Origin of the sequence: uncultured Mailhella sp. (genome assembly GCF_944324575.1) — a bacterium.
Classification (GTDB): Bacteria; Desulfobacterota; Desulfovibrionia; order Desulfovibrionales; family Desulfovibrionaceae; genus Mailhella.
Genome location: NZ_CALUWV010000011.1, coordinates 1 through 17,578, shown reverse-complemented (window position 1 = coordinate 17,578; position 17,578 = coordinate 1). Strand labels below are relative to the sequence as shown.

Below are 17,578 nucleotides of genomic sequence, written 5' to 3'. Positions count from 1 at the left end.
GGAAAAGACTTGTCCTGTTCCAGAAAACACGCAGACCTGTCCGACTCACAGAACCTTCAATCCATGCCGTTCCAGATCCCTGATTTTGCGGAACATGGTGCTTCTGTCCATGCGAAGCATCTTTGAGGCCGTCGTCATGTTGCCGGAGCAGCGGGCTATGGCGGCCCTCAGCATCCGGCATTCCATTTCACGCATGATGTCGTGGTAATCCCGGCCCTCAAAATCAAACTCCGCTTCCCCTGAAGAAGACTCCCCCGACCGAATCATGCGACTGATGGGCAGATTGTACGACCTCACCACGTTTTTCGGACAGGTGACCACGGCCTCCTGCATCATGTTCTTGAGTTCCCGCACGTTGCCCGGCCAGTCATAGGCGAGAAGCAGCTCTTCCACGTCGTCCCCCATGGTGACGGACCTGTTGTACTTTCTGGAAAAGTGCCGGAGAAAAAATTTGGCCAGCGGCATGATGTCATCCTTTCGCCTGCGCAGCGGAGGAACATTCAGCACCGCTATCTTCAGCCGGTAATAAAGGTCGCTGCGGAACTCTCCTCTGGTCACGGCTTTTTCCAGATCCCTGTTGGTGGCGGCGATCACGCGCACATCCACCTTTCTCGGCGTGTTCGCCCCTGTCCTGACGATGACGCCGTCCTGCAGAACGCGCAAAAGCCTTGTCTGCAGCGTCAGGGGCAGTGCACCTATTTCATCGAAAAACACGGTTCCTCCGTCGGCCGCCTCAATGAGTCCCGTGCGTCCGCCCCCACTCGCGCCGGAAAAGTCTCCGTCCGTGCAGCCGAACAGCTCCGCTTCCATAACGCCGGGAGAAAGACTTCCGCAGTCCGCCTTGATGAACGGCTTTTCGGCTCTGCGACTCATGGCGTGCACGCGCTGCGCCATGACATCCTTGCCCACACCGGCTTCCCCGAGAATGAGAATGGAAATATCCGTTTGCGCCATGATGCGGGCTTTGGAAAGAAATGCCTCCATGACAGGACTGAAAATAACATTGCTTCCGTCCTCGGCGGACTGGAGACAGGAATTGCCGGCAAGCCGGATCAGCGTATTCAAAAGATCACGCTGATGCGCCAGTCTGCTTTCCATGTCCATAATGGTACTGATGTCACGGATAACGATGATGCACATAACCACCCTGCCGTCACGGTCGAGGATGGGAAAACCGTCCAGCGACAGATGCCGGCCGCCCGAAAGCGTCTGAACCCTGGAAACTGGCTTTCCACGGCTGATGACCTCGAAACTGACCGCGACATCGGACACGCCTTCCGCCGTAATGCTCGTGGCCTTGCGCCCGACCATCCACTTTCTGGAAAAACCGCTCAGCTCCTCATACTTTTTATTGACGAACAGACACGTTGAATCCGCATCACCTATCCAGACACCGTCCTGAAAAACGTCCAAAGCCTGTTCCATATATTCAAGAAGCACGGAATCCATGAACAACCCGACATGAGAATAAAAGGTTCTGTCAGCCCGACATTCTGCAATAAATCCATTGTTCTCTCAACCGGCGTCACGCGCGACAGCCGGACGCCCGACAAGGAGACTCTCTGCCGGCCGCCTTATCAGGCGTTCAGCAAAATCCTGCCGGTACGGGGAGCAGCCGGGCAGAATGACGGCCATGCGGACGCCGTCCTCTCAGACCTGACGCTGCGACGTCTTTTTTTGATACTTTCAGCGCAATACGTTCAATCACGGATTTTTCCTTCTGATACACCTTCCGACAGCCTGAACGCCTCCTGGATGAAATACTCATGATTTTAAAAAAAATATTATTCAGTTACCAGATATTATACATTTATTGCTCTCTATGGAACAGACCACACATCTTATGGGGAAAATATGCGATTTTATATAAATTAATAAATTATTAAAATATGTTATACTTTATTTGTGAATGTTTTATTATTTAATACTACTTATGCCTTTATGCATAAATTTAAAAAAGCACAGCGTTTCTCTGCGTCGCCATTTTAATTCATTGTTTTTATAGTATTTATTTGATTAGGGCATTATTCTTTTCTCTTTTCAATCTATGCACAGATGCATAAGAGAAAATTATGAAAATATGCTTGACCTGTTATTAATATACCGATATTATTCTATTTTTTATATTTAAACAATGCACAGTACCTGATTCTTGACGAAACTCTTCATTCTGGCGAAAAAAAGGGCGTCTGCCTGCAGAAAAATACCTTCCTGATTCTTGTTGTTATAAAAATAACAATTTTTTCTCCAAAGGCTTCGGCAGGTTAAAAAAAACGATCGTGCTCTTCCGTTTTTTCTTTCCGCGACAGGACGGCCTCGACTTTTTTTTCTGCTCGAAGATTGCGCCGCCGAACTTTAACAACGGCACTCTTCTCTCGAAAGACAACCGTCAACCTGTCGATTTTCCTTTATTTTCAAAGGCTCCAAAACGCTTCATCCATGAAAAGCCATTTGTGAAGAGCCCGCGGGGACTCGTAATTATCTTGCAATTTCAGACTACTTGCTGGTAAAGTGTCTGCCGATAGTTTTTCTTCGGCTCTATGAACCTTATTCTCTGGAGGTTTTTACCATGGCTCTCAATATCCTCATCATAGGCGGCGTCGCGCTCGGCCCCAAGGCGGCCGCCCGCGCCAAGCGCCTCATGCCCGACAGCAACATCACCATGATCGACCAGGGCACCTACATTTCCTACGGCGGATGCGGCATCCCCTACTTCGTGGGCGGTGACGTTCCGCAGATGAACGGTCTGCGCACCACGAACGCCGGCGTCGTCCGCGACGAAGCCTTCTTCAAGGAACTCAAGGGCGTCAACGCCATCTGCCACACGCGTGCCCTTTCCATCAACCGCAAGGAAAAGACCGTCACCGTCGAAAACACCCAGACCGGCGAAAAGAGCGACATGCCCTACGACAAGCTGGTCATCGCCACGGGCAGCAGCCCCCGTATTCCTCCCATTCCCGGCGCGGATCTGAAGAACGTCACCTCCGTCACCTGCCTTGAGGCCGCCAAGGCCATTCAGGAGCAGTGCGCCGCCCGCAAGATCAATCATGCCGTCATCATCGGCGCGGGCTTCATCGGTCTGGAAATGGCCGTGGCTCTGGCCGACATGTGGGGCATCAAGGTCACCGTCATCGAAATGGTCGACCATATTCTGCCTGCGCAGCTGTGCTACAACTTCAGCCAGATCGCCAAGCACGACCTTGAAGAACTCGGCATCACCGTGCTCACCGGCGAAGCCGTGAAGGAACTCAAGGGCAAGGACGGCGCCGTGTGCGAAGTGGTAACCAACAAGCGCACCATCGAAGCCGACGAAGTGATCTTCTCCATCGGCGTTACCCCCAACTCCAAGATCGCTTCCGACGCCGGCATTGCCTGCCATCCCCGCGGCGGCATCATGGTGAACAGCCACATGCAGACCTCCGACCCCGACATCTATGCCGGCGGCGACGTGGTCGTGGTGCGCAACCTCATTTCCGGCGACCTTTCCTATCTGCCTCTCGGCTCCATGGCCAACAGACAGGGCCGTGTCATCGGCACCAACCTTGCCGGCGGACAGGCCACCTTTGAAGGCGTGGTCGGTTCCTGGTGCGTGAAGCTGAACAAGATGCACGCCTCCGGCGCCGGTCTCACCCTGCATCAGGCCCGCATGGCCGGTTTCGACGCCATTGAAGTCAGCATGGAAGGCTCCGACAAGGCTCATTTCTATCCCGGACACACCAATACCAGCATCAACGTGGTCGTGGACAAGCAGACCCGCCGCGTTCTGGGCATTCAGGGCATGAGCACCGACGGTTCCGCCGTCAAGGCCCGCACCGACGCCGTGGCCGCCATGCTTCAGATCGGCCGTCCCACGCTGAACGATCTCTCCAACCTTGAAGTCTGCTACGCTCCGCCCTTCGCCTCCGCCATGGACGTGATCAACGCTGCCGGCAACGTGGCCGACAACGTGGTGAACGGCTACCACAAGTCCATCACTCCCGATGAATTCGTCGATCTGTGGGAAAAGCGCGACGAAAACAACTACCTCTTCGTGGACATCCGTCCCGCCAAGGCCGGCAAGCCCATCGAAGAACGCCATCCCGGTCAGTACCTCTCTCTGCCGCTGGAAGAATTCAACGCCCGCGCCAAGAACGAGATTCCTGCCGACCGTCCCGTGGCTCTCGTGTGCAACACCGGTACCCGTGCCTATGAAGCTCAGCTCAAGCTGCGCAACATGGGCATCGAAACCGTGAACTCCGCCGGCGGCCACACCGCCCTGCGCAAGCGCGGCGACGAAGAAAAGTTCTAATCGTCGCAAAAAGGCTTTGCATGGAGGGAGGAACACGCCTCAGCTTTCCTCCCCTCCTTTTGACACGAAGGCGGGACAGGCCGGAACATTCCGGCTGTCCCGCCTTTTTCCGCATACGGAGGCCATCGTTTCCGCACGTCTTGCGCGCTCAGGCCGGATGTAGCATAGTAGGCCGAGAGGACTTTATGGCAGCAGCATCTCTTTTTTCCCGTCCGTTCTTCCGCCTCTACCGCGTGCTCTGGACTCTTGCGCGCCCCTTTCTCCGGCGCAGCAAGCGGCTTTCCGACGGCTGGAAAGAACGGCTGGCGCCGCCCGACTGGATACCTGAAGATCTTTCCGGATCCGACGGTCACGCCACGGACATCTGGATTCAGGCCGCCTCCGGCGGTGAGGCTCGTCTCGCCGTGGAAATATGCCGGAACTTTTCCCCCGCCTCCGAGCTGCGCATTCTCATGACCACGTGGACACGGCAGGGACGGGACATCATGGAAAAGGCGCTTGCCGAACTGCAGGAAAGCCACCCCCGCCTGCGCATCCTGGTGCGCTTTGCCCCCTTTGACCATCCCGACATTGTCCGCAGGGCGCTTGCCATGGCGTCTCCCCGCATGATGGTACTGCTGGAAACGGAGCTGTGGCCCGGCCTTCTTGCCGCCTGCCGTGAAAAAAACGTGCCCGTCCACATATTCAACGGTCGCATCAACAGTTCCACCTCCCACTTCGGCCGGCTGTTCTCTTCCCTCATGACCGAGCTCTCCCCTGTGGCCGTGCACGCCATATCACGCTATGACAAGCAGGCTTTTGCCGCCATTTTTCCCTGTCCTGTGGACATGATGCCGAACATCAAGTTCGACCTTGCGGCCAAGGCGCTTGAAGTTCCGCTTTCCTCGCACTCCGAAGTCTTCCGGGCCTCCGGGCCGGTCTTTCTTTTCGCCTCCGTCCGTCAGTGCGAGGAAACACGCATTCCCGGACAGCTTGCCAGACTGTACAAGGCCGTCCCCGATGCTGTTATCATCATCGTGCCCAGACACCTGCATCGCGTCGCCTACTGGAAAAGCGTGCTGAATGATCTGGCGTTCATGCCCGTGCTGCTCTCGGAACTTGCTCCCGGTGCCACGCTTGCCCGCAGGCATGCCCTCATCTGGGACCGCTTCGGCGACCTGCCGCAGCTTTACGCCTCGGCGCAGGCCGTATTCGTCGGCGGAAGCTTCGGACAGGGAGGACAGAACTTTCTCGAAGCCCTTTCGGCAGGACGCATCCCCTGCATCGGTCCCTCGGCGCACAACTTTCTGTGGGCCATGGGCATCGGCGACCCGTCCATGCCTTCGCTGGATAAGGCAGGCCTGCTTTACGTGGCTCACACCCCGAAGGACGTCGTGAACATCATGCTTGAACAGGCGGCAACCGTACCCGACAGAACCGAAGTCAGAGAAAAGTTCAAGGCCTGGCTTTCTCCTCGTCTCGGAGGCGCTTCCCTTACGGCGCAGATGCTGGAGCAGACCATATTCTCCTGCAGAAAACGCTGAGCACCATCCGTTTTTCTCCCGTCTTTTCTTTATTGTTTTCATACGTTATGCTGTTTCAGCACAACCATGCAGGTCATGACTGCAAAACTGGCCCGCACAACCGCAACGCTCCGAGGGAACTCGCCGCCCGGCGCATTCGCGCCCTCTTTTCCGGAGACAGACATGAACATTCTCGTCATCGGCGGAGCCGGATACATCGGCAGCTCCACCAGCAAGGCCCTTGCCGCGGCCGGACACAACGTCACCGTATACGATAATCTTTCCACCGGTCACCGGGATCTCGTGAAGTGGGGCCCCCTTGTCGAAGGCGACGCTCTGGATGCGGATCGTCTGCGCTCGTGCATGAAGGACGTGCGTCCCGACGGCATTCTGCACTTTGCTGCCTTTTCGCTTGTGGGAGAATCCGTACAGAACCCGGGCAAGTACTTCCGCAACAACGTGGGCGGCACGCTGAACATCCTTGAGGCCATGCGCGACACGAACGTACGCAATATCGTGGTGTCCAGCACGGCGGCGGTATACGGCATTCCCGAGGTCATGCCCATCACCGAGGAAAGCCCTGCCGATCCCATCAATCCCTACGGGGAAACCAAGCTGTTTATGGAACGCATGCTGGCGGACTTTGCCCGCGCACACGGCATAGCGTGGACGGCCCTGCGCTACTTCAACGCCGCCGGCGGCGACCCCGAAGGTGAAACCGGCGAACGTCATACCCCTGAGACCCATCTCATTCCCCGCGCTCTCATGGCACTGGACGGCAAAATTTCCGACTTTCACGTCATGGGCAACGACTATCCCACGCCGGACGGCACCTGCATTCGCGACTACGTCCACGTGCAGGATCTGGCCAGAGCCCACCTTCTCGCCATGGAACGACTGCTTTCGCAGAACGACGGCGAGGGGATCAGCCTGAACCTCGGTTCCGGCGCCGGCCTGTCCGTAAAACAGATCCTCGACGCCGTCGAAAAAGTGACGGGACGCTCGATGCACTTCACTACGGGCCCCCGTCGGGCCGGCGATCCGCCGAGCCTCGTGGCCGATGCCTCAAAAGCCGCAGCCCTTCTCGGCTGGAAGCCCGAGCGCTCGGGCGTGGAGGATATCATACGCGACGCCTGGAACTGGTATCTGAAAGATCAGGCATGACAAATGCCTCAGGAGAAAAACCTGTCTTAAGTCGCGCAGTCTCCAGGCCCCTTTCGCAAAGCTTCGCGCGGCATTTTCAAGAGCCTTTTTCTGCCCCTCCGGCTCCCTCTGGACAGGACAAGGCCCCAGGACATATATTATTTGCGCGGAAAGTTCCGCGGAATTTTTCATAAGGGTATCCCTATGCGCATGTTCCTCATTCCTGTTGCGCTCAGCATTGTTCTGAGCGGCTGCATTGCCAGTCCCTTCGGCTCAACCGACGCGCCCGAAGTTCCCATACCGGAAACGCCCCTCTCTCCCGTGCCTCAGTTCATTTCCATGAACCATGCCGGCGCGCAGGCCTCCATTGACGATCCCGCCTTCGGCGGTGTGGTCGACGTCATGGTGGAAGGTTCGTTCACCTCCGCTTCCGGTCGCGACTGCCGTCGCGCCGTGGTCAGCCAGCCTCCCCACGAAGCGGAAATCGTGGTCCTCTGCCGTCAGGGCGACGGATGGGAGCTCATGCCCCGCGTCTGGGGACGCGGTCTCGAATAGCTCCGCCTGCCGTTTCACAGTCTTTTCCTTACATCGTCTTTTTCCAGCCTTCGGGCAGGAGTTTCGTTTTGCGTCTCATTCTTCTCCTCTTTGCCTTGATGTTCGCCCTCTCGTCGCCGGCGACTGCCTCACAGTCGACCAGCACCGCGACGGCCACGGCTACAGCCACGGCGACGGCCACGGCTTCATCCTCGACGTCCTCTCAGGATCCTCAGCCTTTCGGCAGCAATCTCTTTCAGGGAAATTTCTCTTCCGGAGGGTCGGCTTCCACCATTCAGAGCGGCGACCGCATTCTCATCCGTCTGTGGGGAAGCCGCACCCTTGACGACGTGTTCACCGTTTCTCAAAACGGCTCCCTCGACCTTCCCGAAATAGGCAGCATCCCACTCTTCGGTCTGCCCCGCGGCGATGCCGTACAAATTCAACAGTCCATCGTCAGCAAGCTGAACGTCTCAGGCATCACCGACGTTCAGGTCTATGCACGTCCTCTCGACACCCAGAACGTCTCCGTGTTCGTCACCGGCTTCGTCAATCATCCCGGCAGCTATCAGGGCACGGCCTCGGACAACATTCTCTCCTTTCTCGACAAGGCGGGCGGCATCGACTCGCGCCGCGGCAGCTACCGCGACATCCGCGTTCTGAGAAATCAGCAGGTGATTTCCACCGCAGACCTCTACCCCTTCATTCTGCACGGACAGATTCCCTCCATCCGATTCAACGACGGCGACACCATCGTCGTGGGCGAAAAAGGCCCCACGGTTTCGGCAAGCGGAGAAGTGCGCAACGCCGCGCGCTTTGAATTTGAAAAAGGCAAAATGAACGGCGAGGCTCTTGCAAGACTGGCCGATCCCAACTCCAGAGCCTCCCACGTAAGCATTTCCGGCTTCAGAAAGGGCGTGCCCTACAACCAGTACCTGTCCATCAAGGAGTTCAACAAGCTCAAGCTGGAAAACGACGATCAGGTCCGCTTTCAGGCCGACACCACGGGCAGCACCATCATGGTGGAGGCACAGGGCGCCATTCTCGGCTCCTCGCGCTTCCCCGTCAGACGCAACGCCCGGCTCCAGGAAGTGCTGAGCTACATTTCCGTGGATCCGGACAGAGCCAACCTCTCCGGTCTGTACATCAAGCGCATAAGCACGGCAAAACAGCAGAAAAAAGCCATTGAGGACGCGCTGAACCGTCTGGAACACAACGCCTACACCGCCACATCTTCCAGCAACGACGAGGCGCAGATACGTGCCAAGGAAGCCGAAATGCTCTCCAGCTTCATCGACCGCGCCCGCAAGGTGGAACCCGAGGGCATCGTCGTGGTGGGCAGCGGCGGAAAGATCGCGGACATCGCGCTGGAAAACGGCGACATCATCGTCATTCCCGAAAAGACGGACGTCGTCATGATAAGCGGCGAAGTCATCATGCCGCAGGCCGTCGTGTGGAATGAAGAGCGCGACATGGAAGACTACATAAAAAGTGCGGGCGGCTTCAGCAACCGCGCCGACTCCAGCAACATTCTCGTCGTGCATCCCGATGGGGAAGTCACGCCGAAGGCTAAAAAAGTCCAGCCCGGCGATCAGATTCTGGTACTGCCCCGCGTGGATTCCAAAAACATGCAGGCGGTCAAGGAAGTTTCCGAGATTCTGTACCAGGTGGCCGTTGCCTGCAAGGTCATTCTGGATCTGTAGCTTTCTCCGTCATATGCCGTGTCTCTTCAACGGCGCATGACATCCATGTTCCGATGCCCCGTCTGCCCTTGCCGCAGACGGGGCATCGGCGTCTGACGCATCCCGAAAAAACGTCTCTCAGTCCACGCCTTTACCCGGCACTCGTCACGCGAAGGACAGCACTGCGGCAAGAGCCCTTGCATGCCAAGTTCAGAAGCGCTCCGTGCTGCAGAATGCAGAAGGTACGGCTCTGGGGACAGAAAATAAAAACGGGACGCAGGAAGCGTCCCGATGCTGTCATTCGTCCTCTTCGCCGCGAATTCTGCGGCACCTGTCCACAAACCAGCGGTCAAATCTTTTGCGCTCACGCCGACAGCTTCGGCGCAGACGGGTCAGCACGCTCATGCCGCAAGGTTCGCGCCCTGTTCTGCGCACAAACTCGTCATGCAGTGCGGGAATCTGCCAGATTTCCAGAGGCTCGAAGAACTCTATGCCCTTTTCGTCGAAAAGGCGCAGCATTTCCTTCCACTGCCAGCTCGGAGGACAGGCAGGCAGTTCCGAAATCGGAATCCCGTCGTACCACTCCTCCGGCACCGGGCTCAGCCTGATGTGCTCTTCATCCCAGTCACGAAAGTAGAAACGATTGATGCGCTCCGCCTCATTCGGACAACGCACAAGTTCCACACAGTGATACCATGCGATCTTCAGCTTATAGGGAAGCAGCTCCGCCGCCGTGAAGTGCAGCACAGCCCCCTTCGCCAGAGGACATTTCGTCACGTTTTCTCTGGCATCCGACCCGGGCGTGCGCGGCATGTGAAGAAAGCCTCCGTAGGGAGGAAGATCCGGCGCGTCGCGCACGATGATGCCCCGGTAAATCCGGTGGAACTTGCTGTAGTCTCCGTCCCGATACTCATGCGCGCTTCCCCACAGCGTGAGCCACCGAAGCGAGAGCTTGTGTCCGGGCTCAAGATTTTCCATAAGCTCCCGGCCGAAGCGACGAAAAGGCGCGGTAAGCACCTCGTCGGCATCCAGACACAGAAAATGCGTGGCTCCCTGCCTGCGGGCCTCATCGACAAGCGCCTGCCGGATCACCTTTTCCCTGCCCTGGGAAAAACCCGAAAGGTCACCTTCCATATCCAACACCATGCCGCCCTTCTCTCTCACGATATCGCCGGAGTGGTCGGAAGAATGATCATCCATGCCGATGACAAGATCGGCCACCCCGCGAAGAGATGCCAGAGCGAACGGCAACATTCTTGATTCATTACGAAAAGGAATAAGCGCCGCAACTTTTATGCCGGGCATAGAACGTTTCCCCCAAATTTTAGGACACCATAACACAGCCCTATGTCAAAGCCAAGGACTCCCCGTCTCTCCTTTTGACTCGCGCAGCAAAGGCGGATATAAAAAAGAACTGGTCAACGATTCCATTCCGCCTTTCGGAGCAATCATGTCCGCAGAAACTTCCATTCTTTTTAACGGCCTGCCCGTCAGCGAAGACGTTGTTCGCGCGGCCTCGATCGTCCGCTTTCTGGTCCTTGACGTCGACGGCGTATGCACCGACGGCAAGCTTTACTTTCAGGAAAACGGGCATCCCCTGAAGTGCTTCAACGCTCAGGACGGCATCGGCATAAAAACGGCCCTCATGGCGGGGATAGGCATCGGCATCATCACAGGCAGAAACGACCCCTGTGTACTTGCGAGAATGTCGCAGCTCGGCGTCAGGGACTACTATGCCGGCTTCGAGTCCAAGCTTCCCAAGCTTGAGGCCATCCGCCGCAAATACCATCTCAGAAAAGAGGAAATGGCCTATCTCGGCGACGACTGGATCGATCTTGACCCCATGCGCTCCGTGGGCATGCCCATGGCCGTAGCCAATGCCGTCGCGCAGGTGAAAAAGGAAGCCCTTTACGTCACTTCCGCCCGCGGTGGAGAAGGCGCCGTCCGGGAAGCCGTCGAATTTCTGCTTGCTTCCCGCAGGGACGGCAAAAACCCCGCGGATCTCTGGACCGCGGCCACGGGACCGGCCAGAGCATGAACGACTCTCTCAAGCGAACTCTCGCGCTCGTCGTGCTGGGCGCCGCCCTGTGGGGCGGCTGGTACGGCTGGCAGAGCTGGAAGACCCGGCAGGCGCTGGAAGCCATGGAAAACGTGGTGCGCTCCGCCGACCTGAACAGACTTTTGTCGGACCCGCCCGAAGAAGTGAAGAACGCCGTGGATCTTGCCGTGCGCGGCATACACCTCTCGCAGGGCCACGAAGGTCAGAAAAGTTTTGACCTCGACGCCGACTGGGCCACGCTGAACCAGGATTCCGGCGCCATCACCGTGCGCGATCCCGACATTCACTACATGCTGGAAAAGGCCGAGGGAGAACCGGATCGCATCGTTCACGCCACCTCAAGCGTGGGCCGCGTGGAAGACGGCAATCAGAAAATCTCCATGTCCGGCAACGTGAAGACCGTTTATGAAGACAGCGTGCTCACCGGAGATCTGGCCGTTTTTCTCAACAGCAACCGAACGCTCACGTTTCCCGAAGGAGCCGTACTCGACGGCCCCGTGCTTTCCGGTACGGCATCCCGCCTCGTGTGGGATCTCAACACCAACATTCTGACGGGTGACCAGGGCGTGCGCATGCGCTGGACCCCGTCCGGCACCGCTTCTTCCGACGGCGCAGCCGACGCCGATCCCTCATCCGATGCTGCGCCCCAAAACGCGCAGGAGGAAAGCCAGTCATGAAAAAACTTCTCTTCACCATTCTCATCTGCGCGTTCTGCACGACCCTCGCCATGGCCGCACCGCTGCCCGGAGGCGACAGCAACCTGCCCGTGGACGTCACCGCGGACAACATGGTCTACAACGCGGACAAGAACACCGTCGTTTTTCAGGGACGCGTGGAGGCCGTGCGCGGAGAGTTCAAAATGTGGTCGGACACCCTGACCCTCTACCTCAAGTCCCGGGCAGACTCCTCCCAGGGAACGAAAAACTCTACCACTCAGGCCATGCAGGGAAGCGATCTTGACCGCATAGTCGCGGAAAGAAACGTCCGCTTCCAGAACGGCACGCAGACCGGTTCCTCGCAGAAGGCGACTTATTATTCCGCAAAAAACCTGCTCGTTCTCGAGGGCGATCCCATTCTGCATGACGGCGACAACTCCATACGGGGCAACGTCATCCGCTACTACGTCGATGAAAACCGCAGCGTCGTGGAAGGAAGCCCGAAGCAGCGCGTGCACGCCGTGTTCTCCTCCAACGACAAGAAGGGAAAGTAAGCATGAAATCCTCACTTTCCGCCCAGCACCTGTGCAAACGCTATGGTCAGAAGGAAGTCGTCCACGAAGTGTCCGTGGCCATGCAGCAGGGAGAAATCGTGGGACTTCTCGGTCCCAACGGTGCCGGCAAGACCACGTCGTTCTACATGATCACCGGCATCATCAAGCCGACGGCAGGACAGGTCCTGCTCGACGGTCAGGAAATCAGCACCTGGCCGCTGTATAAACGCGCCCGGGTGGGCCTTTCCTATCTGCCGCAGGAAAGTTCCGTATTCCGCAGGCTCACGGTACGCCAGAACCTTCAGATCATTCTCGAGCATACCGGCCTCTCACGTGCCGACCAGAAAAAGCGCGCCGATCAGCTCATGGAGGAATTCGGTCTCACAAGGCTGGAAAAATCCTACGCATCCTATCTTTCCGGCGGTGAGCGGCGACGCCTCGAAATTGCCCGCTGCCTCATCCGCGATCCGCTGTTCGTGCTGCTCGATGAACCCTTCGCCGGCATCGACCCTCTGGCCGTCGGCGACATTCAGGTACTCATCCGCGGCCTCAAGGAACGCGGCATAGGCGTGCTCATTTCCGACCACAACGTGCGCGAAACCCTTTCCATATGCGACAGGGCCTATCTCATGTTCCAGGGAAACATCATTCTTTCCGGCACGCCCGACGAAATCGTGAACAATGAACGGGCCAGAGAGGTCTATCTCGGCTCGGACTTCCACCTGGGATAACGCCGTCCCGAGAAGCAGCTTCTGCAAAAACATCCGCGCTTTTGCTCAGCCTGCCGGAAAAAATCTGCTTTCCGGTCAGACGATGCAGGCGCGGATGTTTTGTCTGAAAACGCCGGAACAATATTCTGATCGTTCTTATTTCATTTCTTGTCGTCCCCGCCCTCGAAGCAGCGCACATAGGCCGCATAGCAGGCCGCCACGGGAGAATCCGGCGGCAACTTCAGGGCTCCCAGGCGGGGAGGCCGTGGCGGCGGCGGAATCACGGGGACCGGCGTAATGTCCACGCGGCGCAGGGATTCCTTGCCGAGCAGCAGATGAAGTTCCACCTTGTGGAAATAATCCTCGTCCATGAAGGCATTCACGCGTTCCAGTATTTCCGGCACGGCGTAGGAAAGTTCCTGCATGGCGCAGGAATCCTCCCCGCCGACGAGCAGAATGTCCTTGCGATGCCCCAGAGGATGCGCCAGCGCGGCGATATCCGGTCCCATGACAACTTCCCAGTTCTTCCACAACTGGGTGAGCATGCCGTGCCGCGGCTCCATGCCGTGCGCGGAGAGCCAGCCGTCCAGTCCGTCGCTGAGCGCGGACGTTCTGCCGGATCTCCTGCCGAGGTCGAACCCCGCAAAGCGTTTGTAATGCTTTTTGCCGTCCATGAGCCGACGCTATCAGACTTCTTCCCGGACGAGAAGCCCCCGCACGCAGTCGCGTGCGGGGGCAAAAACCAAAGAAATCCTTTCAGAACCGCGCGGAGCGCGTCCAAGTCTCCCCGTGCGTTTCCTGCACTGCGGAAGATGCGCGAACCTCAGTCACTGGTTCTTCCGAAAGTGTTCCGGCGTCAGCCGAGAATGGCCTTCAGATCGTCGTCGGGCGTGGAGATGGGACGAATGCCGAACTCCTTCACAAGAAAATCAAGCACGGAGGGAGAAACGAACGCAGGCAGAGAAGGTCCGAGGTAGATGTTCTTCACGCCGAGATACAGAAGCGTGAGCAGAATGGCCACGGCCTTCTGTTCGTACCACGAAAGCACCAGCGTAAGCGGCAGATCGTTCACGCCGCAGTTGAAGGCTCCGGCCAGGGCAAGCGCCACCTGAATGGCGCCGTAGGCATCGTTGCACTGCCCCATGTCCAGAAGACGGGGAATGCCGCCGATGGTGCCGAGGTCAAGATCGTTGAAGCGGAACTTGCCGCAGGCAAGCGTGAGCACCACAGTATCGGCAGGAGTCTTCTTCACGAACTCCGTATAGTAGTTGCGGCCGGGTCTCGCGCCGTCGCAGCCGCCCACAAGGAAGAAGTGGCGGATGGCGCCGGACTTCACGGCTTCCACGATGGTTCCGGCATGGGCGAGCACCGCCTCGCTGCCGAAGCCCGTAGTGACGGTCTCTCCACCGTTGATGCCGGTAAAATGCGTATCTTCCGCATAGCCGCCGAGTTCCAGAGCCTTTGCGATGACGGGTGAAAAATCCTTGTCCTCACCGATGTTCGTCATGCCGGGGAAACGGACGACGCCTGTGGTGAACACGCGGTCGGCGTAGCTGTCCTTCACGGGCATGATGCAGTTGGTGGTGAAGAGCACAGGCGCAGGAACGGAGGCGAATTCCTTCTGCTGATTCTGCCAGGCCGTACCGAAATGTCCCTTGAAATGGGCGAACTTCTTCAGTTCGGGGTAAGCGTGGGCAGGAAGCATTTCACCGTGCGTGTAGACATTCACGCCCTTGCCTTCCGTCTGACGGAGAAGAATCGCAAGATCATGCAGGTCATGGCCCGACACAATGATGAAGGGGCCCTTTTCCACAGTGCGGGACACGGTGACGGGCACGGGAGTGCCGTAGGTCCTGTTGGCGTCGTTCAAAAGCTCCATGCAGGCCAGATTCACCTTGCCGGCTTCCATGACGGCGTCAAGCAGCGTTTCCCTGCCGGCGTCCGCAGCCAGAAGAGCCAGACCGCGATACAGAAAATCACTCACTTCTTCAAGGTTTCTGCCGAGCACACCGGCATGGCTGGCATAGGCGGCTATGCCCTTCATGCCGAACAGCAGCAGGGACTTCAGGCTGCGCACGTCTTCGGGAGCATTCCAGAGCTGATTCATGTCCCAGGCGTCGGCCACGCCGCTGTCTTTGCGGATCTTGCTCACCTGCTCCACCATGGCGGCCAGAGAAAGGTCGTCAAAGTTCACATTGGTCAGCGTGGTGAAAAGCGCATTTTCCACCAGCGTGTCCAGCTCGGCCGTACGGGTGCAGTTGCCGCCCGCAGTCAGCGCAACAAGCTCGCCCACAAGCTTGTCCTGAAGCAGCGCCGTGCCGGGCTTCTTGCCGCAGACGCCGCTTTTCGTGCAGCCCTTGCCGCCTGCGGTCTGTTCACACTGAAAACAGAACATTTCGTTCATTGCCTTTCCTCCACAATTTGTCTGTGCAATAGAAAATACAGAATTCCGAGTTTCTCGAAATTACGGAGGTTTTCCTCCGAAAACTGTGTCCGTGGTCACATTATGACACGATTTTTTCCAGAAACGGATTACTTTTGAAAGTAAATAATTCCGAAATGATGAAGAAAAGAGACCGCGCCCCGCCAGAGCGTCTCATCGGCTGAACACACGCAAAAATGCCGCCTCTCCGAAATCCATATGCTCCATGGGCACAAGAAAACCGCCCGGCCCCGGGCCGCAACGAAGAGCAACCAGAGCCCTCAGCGGGTCAGCCGTTTCCGTGATCGTCCTTCTCTTCCCGGCTCCACGCCGTATAGGGCAGACGGGAGAGTTCCACATTGAGATAGCGGGAAATCCTGCTCACTTCATCGCCCAGCCATTCCGGGCGGACAAAGGGCTGATCTTCCGATTCCAGCTCGATTTCCGCCACCACAAGCCCCTGATTGGCGCCGAGAAATTCGTCCACTTCCCACACGCTGCCCTCACAGGTGAACGTGTGACGCAGCTTTTCAATAATTTCTCCAGGAGCAAGACCGTCAAGAAGAGCCTGCGCCTCATCAAGCGGGATCTCGTATTCAAATTCGCTGCGGGCTATGCCCTCTCCCCTGTACTTGATGGTGAGCCTGCCCTTTTCCCCCGCCACGCGCACCCGGACCGTACGGTCCTGGGTGCGGGCAATGTAGCCCTGCCGAAACAGCTCCGTCTTGCCCAGGCCGCGCCAGCCGTCGCCCTTTACCAGAAACTTTCGTTCGATTTCCTGCTGCTTCATGCGCTCCCGCTCCTTTCTTCCATGCGCCGGATCGTTGTTCCGCGCTTTTGCACCGACAATGGCCCTGCGCTTTATCTTATAAAAAAACGGGGCGGAAAGCTGTGCTTTCCGCCCCGCGTACATTCATGCAGACTCAGCGATTAGTCGTTGAACTTCTGCTTGAGCAGGTCGCCGAGGGTCTGGCTGATGCTGTTGTCGCCGGAATGATAATCCTTGGGCTTGCGACGTTCTTCATCGTCCTTGATCTGCTTGATGGAGAGGCCGAGACGGCGTTCATCAGCGGAAACATGGATGATCTTGGCCTGAACCACGTCGCCTTCCTTGTAGAGTTCGGAAGGAGACTTCACCTTCTTGCCGAGTTCGGTCACGTGGATGAGGCCTTCAATGCCTTCTTCCACTTCAACGAACAGACCGAAGTCGGTCACGTTGGTCACGGTGCCGGTGATGATGTTGCCCACAGGATAACGGGCAGGCACGGTGCTCCAGGGATCTTCGGTGAGCTGCTTCATGCCGAGGGTGAACTTTTCGTTCTCCTGATCCACGGTGAGAACCTTGGCCTGCACCACGTCGCCGACCTTGTACAGTTCGCCGGGATGACGCATCTTCTTGGTCCAGGAGATGTCGGACACGTGAATGAGGCCGTCGATGCCGTCTTCGATGCCGATGAACATGCCGAATTCGGTGATGTTCTTGATGACGCCTTCAATGACGGTGCCTTCGGGGAAGCGTTCGCCCACGAGTTCCCAGGGATTGGGCTTGACCTGCTTCATGCCGAGGGAGATGCGCTTCTTTTCGCTGTCCACGCCGAGGATGACCACTTCAACCTCGTCGCCCTGATGCACCATCTGGGAAGGATGACGGAGCTTGCGGGTCCAGGACATTTCGGAAATGTGCACGAGGCCTTCAACGCCGGGTTCGAGTTCCACGAACACGCCGTAGTCAACGAGGTTGGTCACCTTGCCGACATGGTGAGAGCCTTCGGGGAAGCGGGCGGTGATGTCCTGCCAGGGATCGGGCACGAGCTGCTTCAGGCCGAGAGAAACCTTCTGGTTTTCCTTGTCGAAGGAAAGAACCTTGAGTTCCAGTTCCTGACCCAGAGACACCATTTCGCGAGGATGGCGGATGCGCTTCCAGGACATGTCGGTGATGTGCAGCAGACCGTCGAGGCCGCCGAGGTCGACGAACACGCCGTATTCGGTGATGTTCTTGGCCTTGCCCTTGACGATCTGGCCTTCGGC

16 protein-coding genes are annotated in these 17,578 nt (G+C 57.7%); 10 read left to right on the top strand and 6 right to left on the bottom strand.

Features of this window, described 5'->3' with window-relative positions; all coding sequences use genetic code 11:
* Positions 1-45: 45 nt before the first annotated feature.
* Entirely contained in the window at positions 46-1,449 is a 1,404-nt protein-coding gene (locus Q0J81_RS02510) for a sigma 54-interacting transcriptional regulator (protein ID WP_294445865.1), read from the bottom strand.
* Between the two features lie 12 nt (positions 1,450-1,461).
* Between Q0J81_RS02510 and Q0J81_RS02505 the strand changes: the two genes are divergently transcribed.
* The 6 genes from Q0J81_RS02505 to Q0J81_RS02480 all read left to right on the top strand — a co-directional run bounded on the left by Q0J81_RS02505 (position 1,462) and on the right by Q0J81_RS02480 (position 9,170).
* A complete protein-coding gene (locus Q0J81_RS02505) occupies positions 1,462-1,770 on the top strand; it encodes a hypothetical protein (RefSeq protein WP_294445864.1) in 309 nt (102 codons plus the stop codon).
* A 799-nt stretch (positions 1,771-2,569) separates the two neighbouring features.
* Entirely contained in the window at positions 2,570-4,288 is a 1,719-nt protein-coding gene (locus Q0J81_RS02500; RefSeq protein WP_294445863.1) for an FAD-dependent oxidoreductase, read from the top strand.
* Positions 4,289-4,473: 185 nt separating this feature from the next.
* Positions 4,474-5,811, top strand: a complete 1,338-nt coding sequence (locus Q0J81_RS02495) for a glycosyltransferase N-terminal domain-containing protein (protein WP_294445862.1) — start codon at positions 4,474-4,476, stop codon at positions 5,809-5,811.
* Positions 5,812-5,973: 162 nt separating this feature from the next.
* Positions 5,974-6,954, top strand: coding sequence for a UDP-glucose 4-epimerase GalE (gene galE, locus Q0J81_RS02490; RefSeq protein ID WP_294445861.1), 981 nt, complete (start codon positions 5,974-5,976; stop codon positions 6,952-6,954).
* Between the two features lie 183 nt (positions 6,955-7,137).
* Positions 7,138-7,488, top strand: coding sequence for a DVU3141 family protein (locus tag Q0J81_RS02485; protein WP_294445860.1), 351 nt, complete (start codon positions 7,138-7,140; stop codon positions 7,486-7,488).
* A gap of 68 nt (positions 7,489-7,556) precedes the next feature.
* Positions 7,557-9,170 carry a polysaccharide biosynthesis/export family protein gene (locus tag Q0J81_RS02480; RefSeq protein WP_294445859.1) on the top strand — a complete coding sequence of 538 codons (1,614 nt, stop codon included), beginning with the start codon at positions 7,557-7,559 and terminating at the stop codon, positions 9,168-9,170.
* A gap of 276 nt (positions 9,171-9,446) precedes the next feature.
* Here the strand turns inward: Q0J81_RS02480 and Q0J81_RS02475 are convergent, their stop codons facing one another.
* On the bottom strand, positions 9,447-10,403 hold the full coding sequence (locus tag Q0J81_RS02475) for a hypothetical protein (protein ID WP_294445858.1): 957 nt from the start codon (positions 10,401-10,403) through the stop codon (positions 9,447-9,449).
* 196 nt (positions 10,404-10,599) lie between these two features.
* Here Q0J81_RS02475 and Q0J81_RS02470 point away from each other — a divergent pair, with 196 nt between their 5' ends.
* The 4 genes from Q0J81_RS02470 to lptB are packed head-to-tail and all read left to right on the top strand — an operon-like array spanning position 10,600 to position 13,149.
* Positions 10,600-11,187, top strand: coding sequence for an HAD hydrolase family protein (locus Q0J81_RS02470; RefSeq protein WP_294445857.1), 588 nt, complete (start codon positions 10,600-10,602; stop codon positions 11,185-11,187).
* Positions 11,184-11,885, top strand: coding sequence for an LPS export ABC transporter periplasmic protein LptC (gene lptC / locus Q0J81_RS02465; protein WP_294445856.1), 702 nt, complete (start codon positions 11,184-11,186; stop codon positions 11,883-11,885). The genes Q0J81_RS02470 and lptC overlap by 4 nt, the downstream gene beginning before the upstream one ends.
* Positions 11,882-12,418 carry a lipopolysaccharide transport periplasmic protein LptA gene (gene lptA, locus Q0J81_RS02460; protein ID WP_294445855.1) on the top strand — a complete coding sequence of 179 codons (537 nt, stop codon included), beginning with the start codon at positions 11,882-11,884 and terminating at the stop codon, positions 12,416-12,418. Before lptC ends, lptA begins: the two co-directional genes overlap by 4 nt.
* 2 nt (positions 12,419-12,420) lie before the next feature.
* The gene (gene lptB, locus Q0J81_RS02455) at positions 12,421-13,149 is read left to right on the top strand and encodes an LPS export ABC transporter ATP-binding protein (RefSeq protein WP_294445854.1); all 729 of its coding nucleotides are present in this window, start codon (positions 12,421-12,423) and stop codon (positions 13,147-13,149) included.
* Positions 13,150-13,289: 140 nt separating this feature from the next.
* Here the strand turns inward: lptB and Q0J81_RS02450 are convergent, their stop codons facing one another.
* The 4 genes from Q0J81_RS02450 to Q0J81_RS02435 all read right to left on the bottom strand — a co-directional run.
* Positions 13,290-13,802: a DUF721 domain-containing protein gene (locus Q0J81_RS02450; RefSeq protein WP_294445853.1), complete on the bottom strand. Its 513-nt coding sequence runs from the start codon at positions 13,800-13,802 to the stop codon at positions 13,290-13,292.
* 182 nt (positions 13,803-13,984) lie between these two features.
* The gene (gene hcp / locus Q0J81_RS02445) at positions 13,985-15,523 is read right to left on the bottom strand and encodes a hydroxylamine reductase (protein WP_294445893.1); all 1,539 of its coding nucleotides are present in this window, start codon (positions 15,521-15,523) and stop codon (positions 13,985-13,987) included.
* A gap of 316 nt (positions 15,524-15,839) precedes the next feature.
* Complete coding sequence (locus tag Q0J81_RS02440) at positions 15,840-16,340, bottom strand: CYTH domain-containing protein (protein ID WP_294445852.1); 501 nt, start codon at positions 16,338-16,340, stop codon at positions 15,840-15,842.
* Positions 16,341-16,480: 140 nt separating this feature from the next.
* The coding region (locus Q0J81_RS02435) for a 30S ribosomal protein S1 (RefSeq protein ID WP_294445851.1) at positions 16,481-17,578 on the bottom strand (1,098 nt) is incomplete at its 5' end.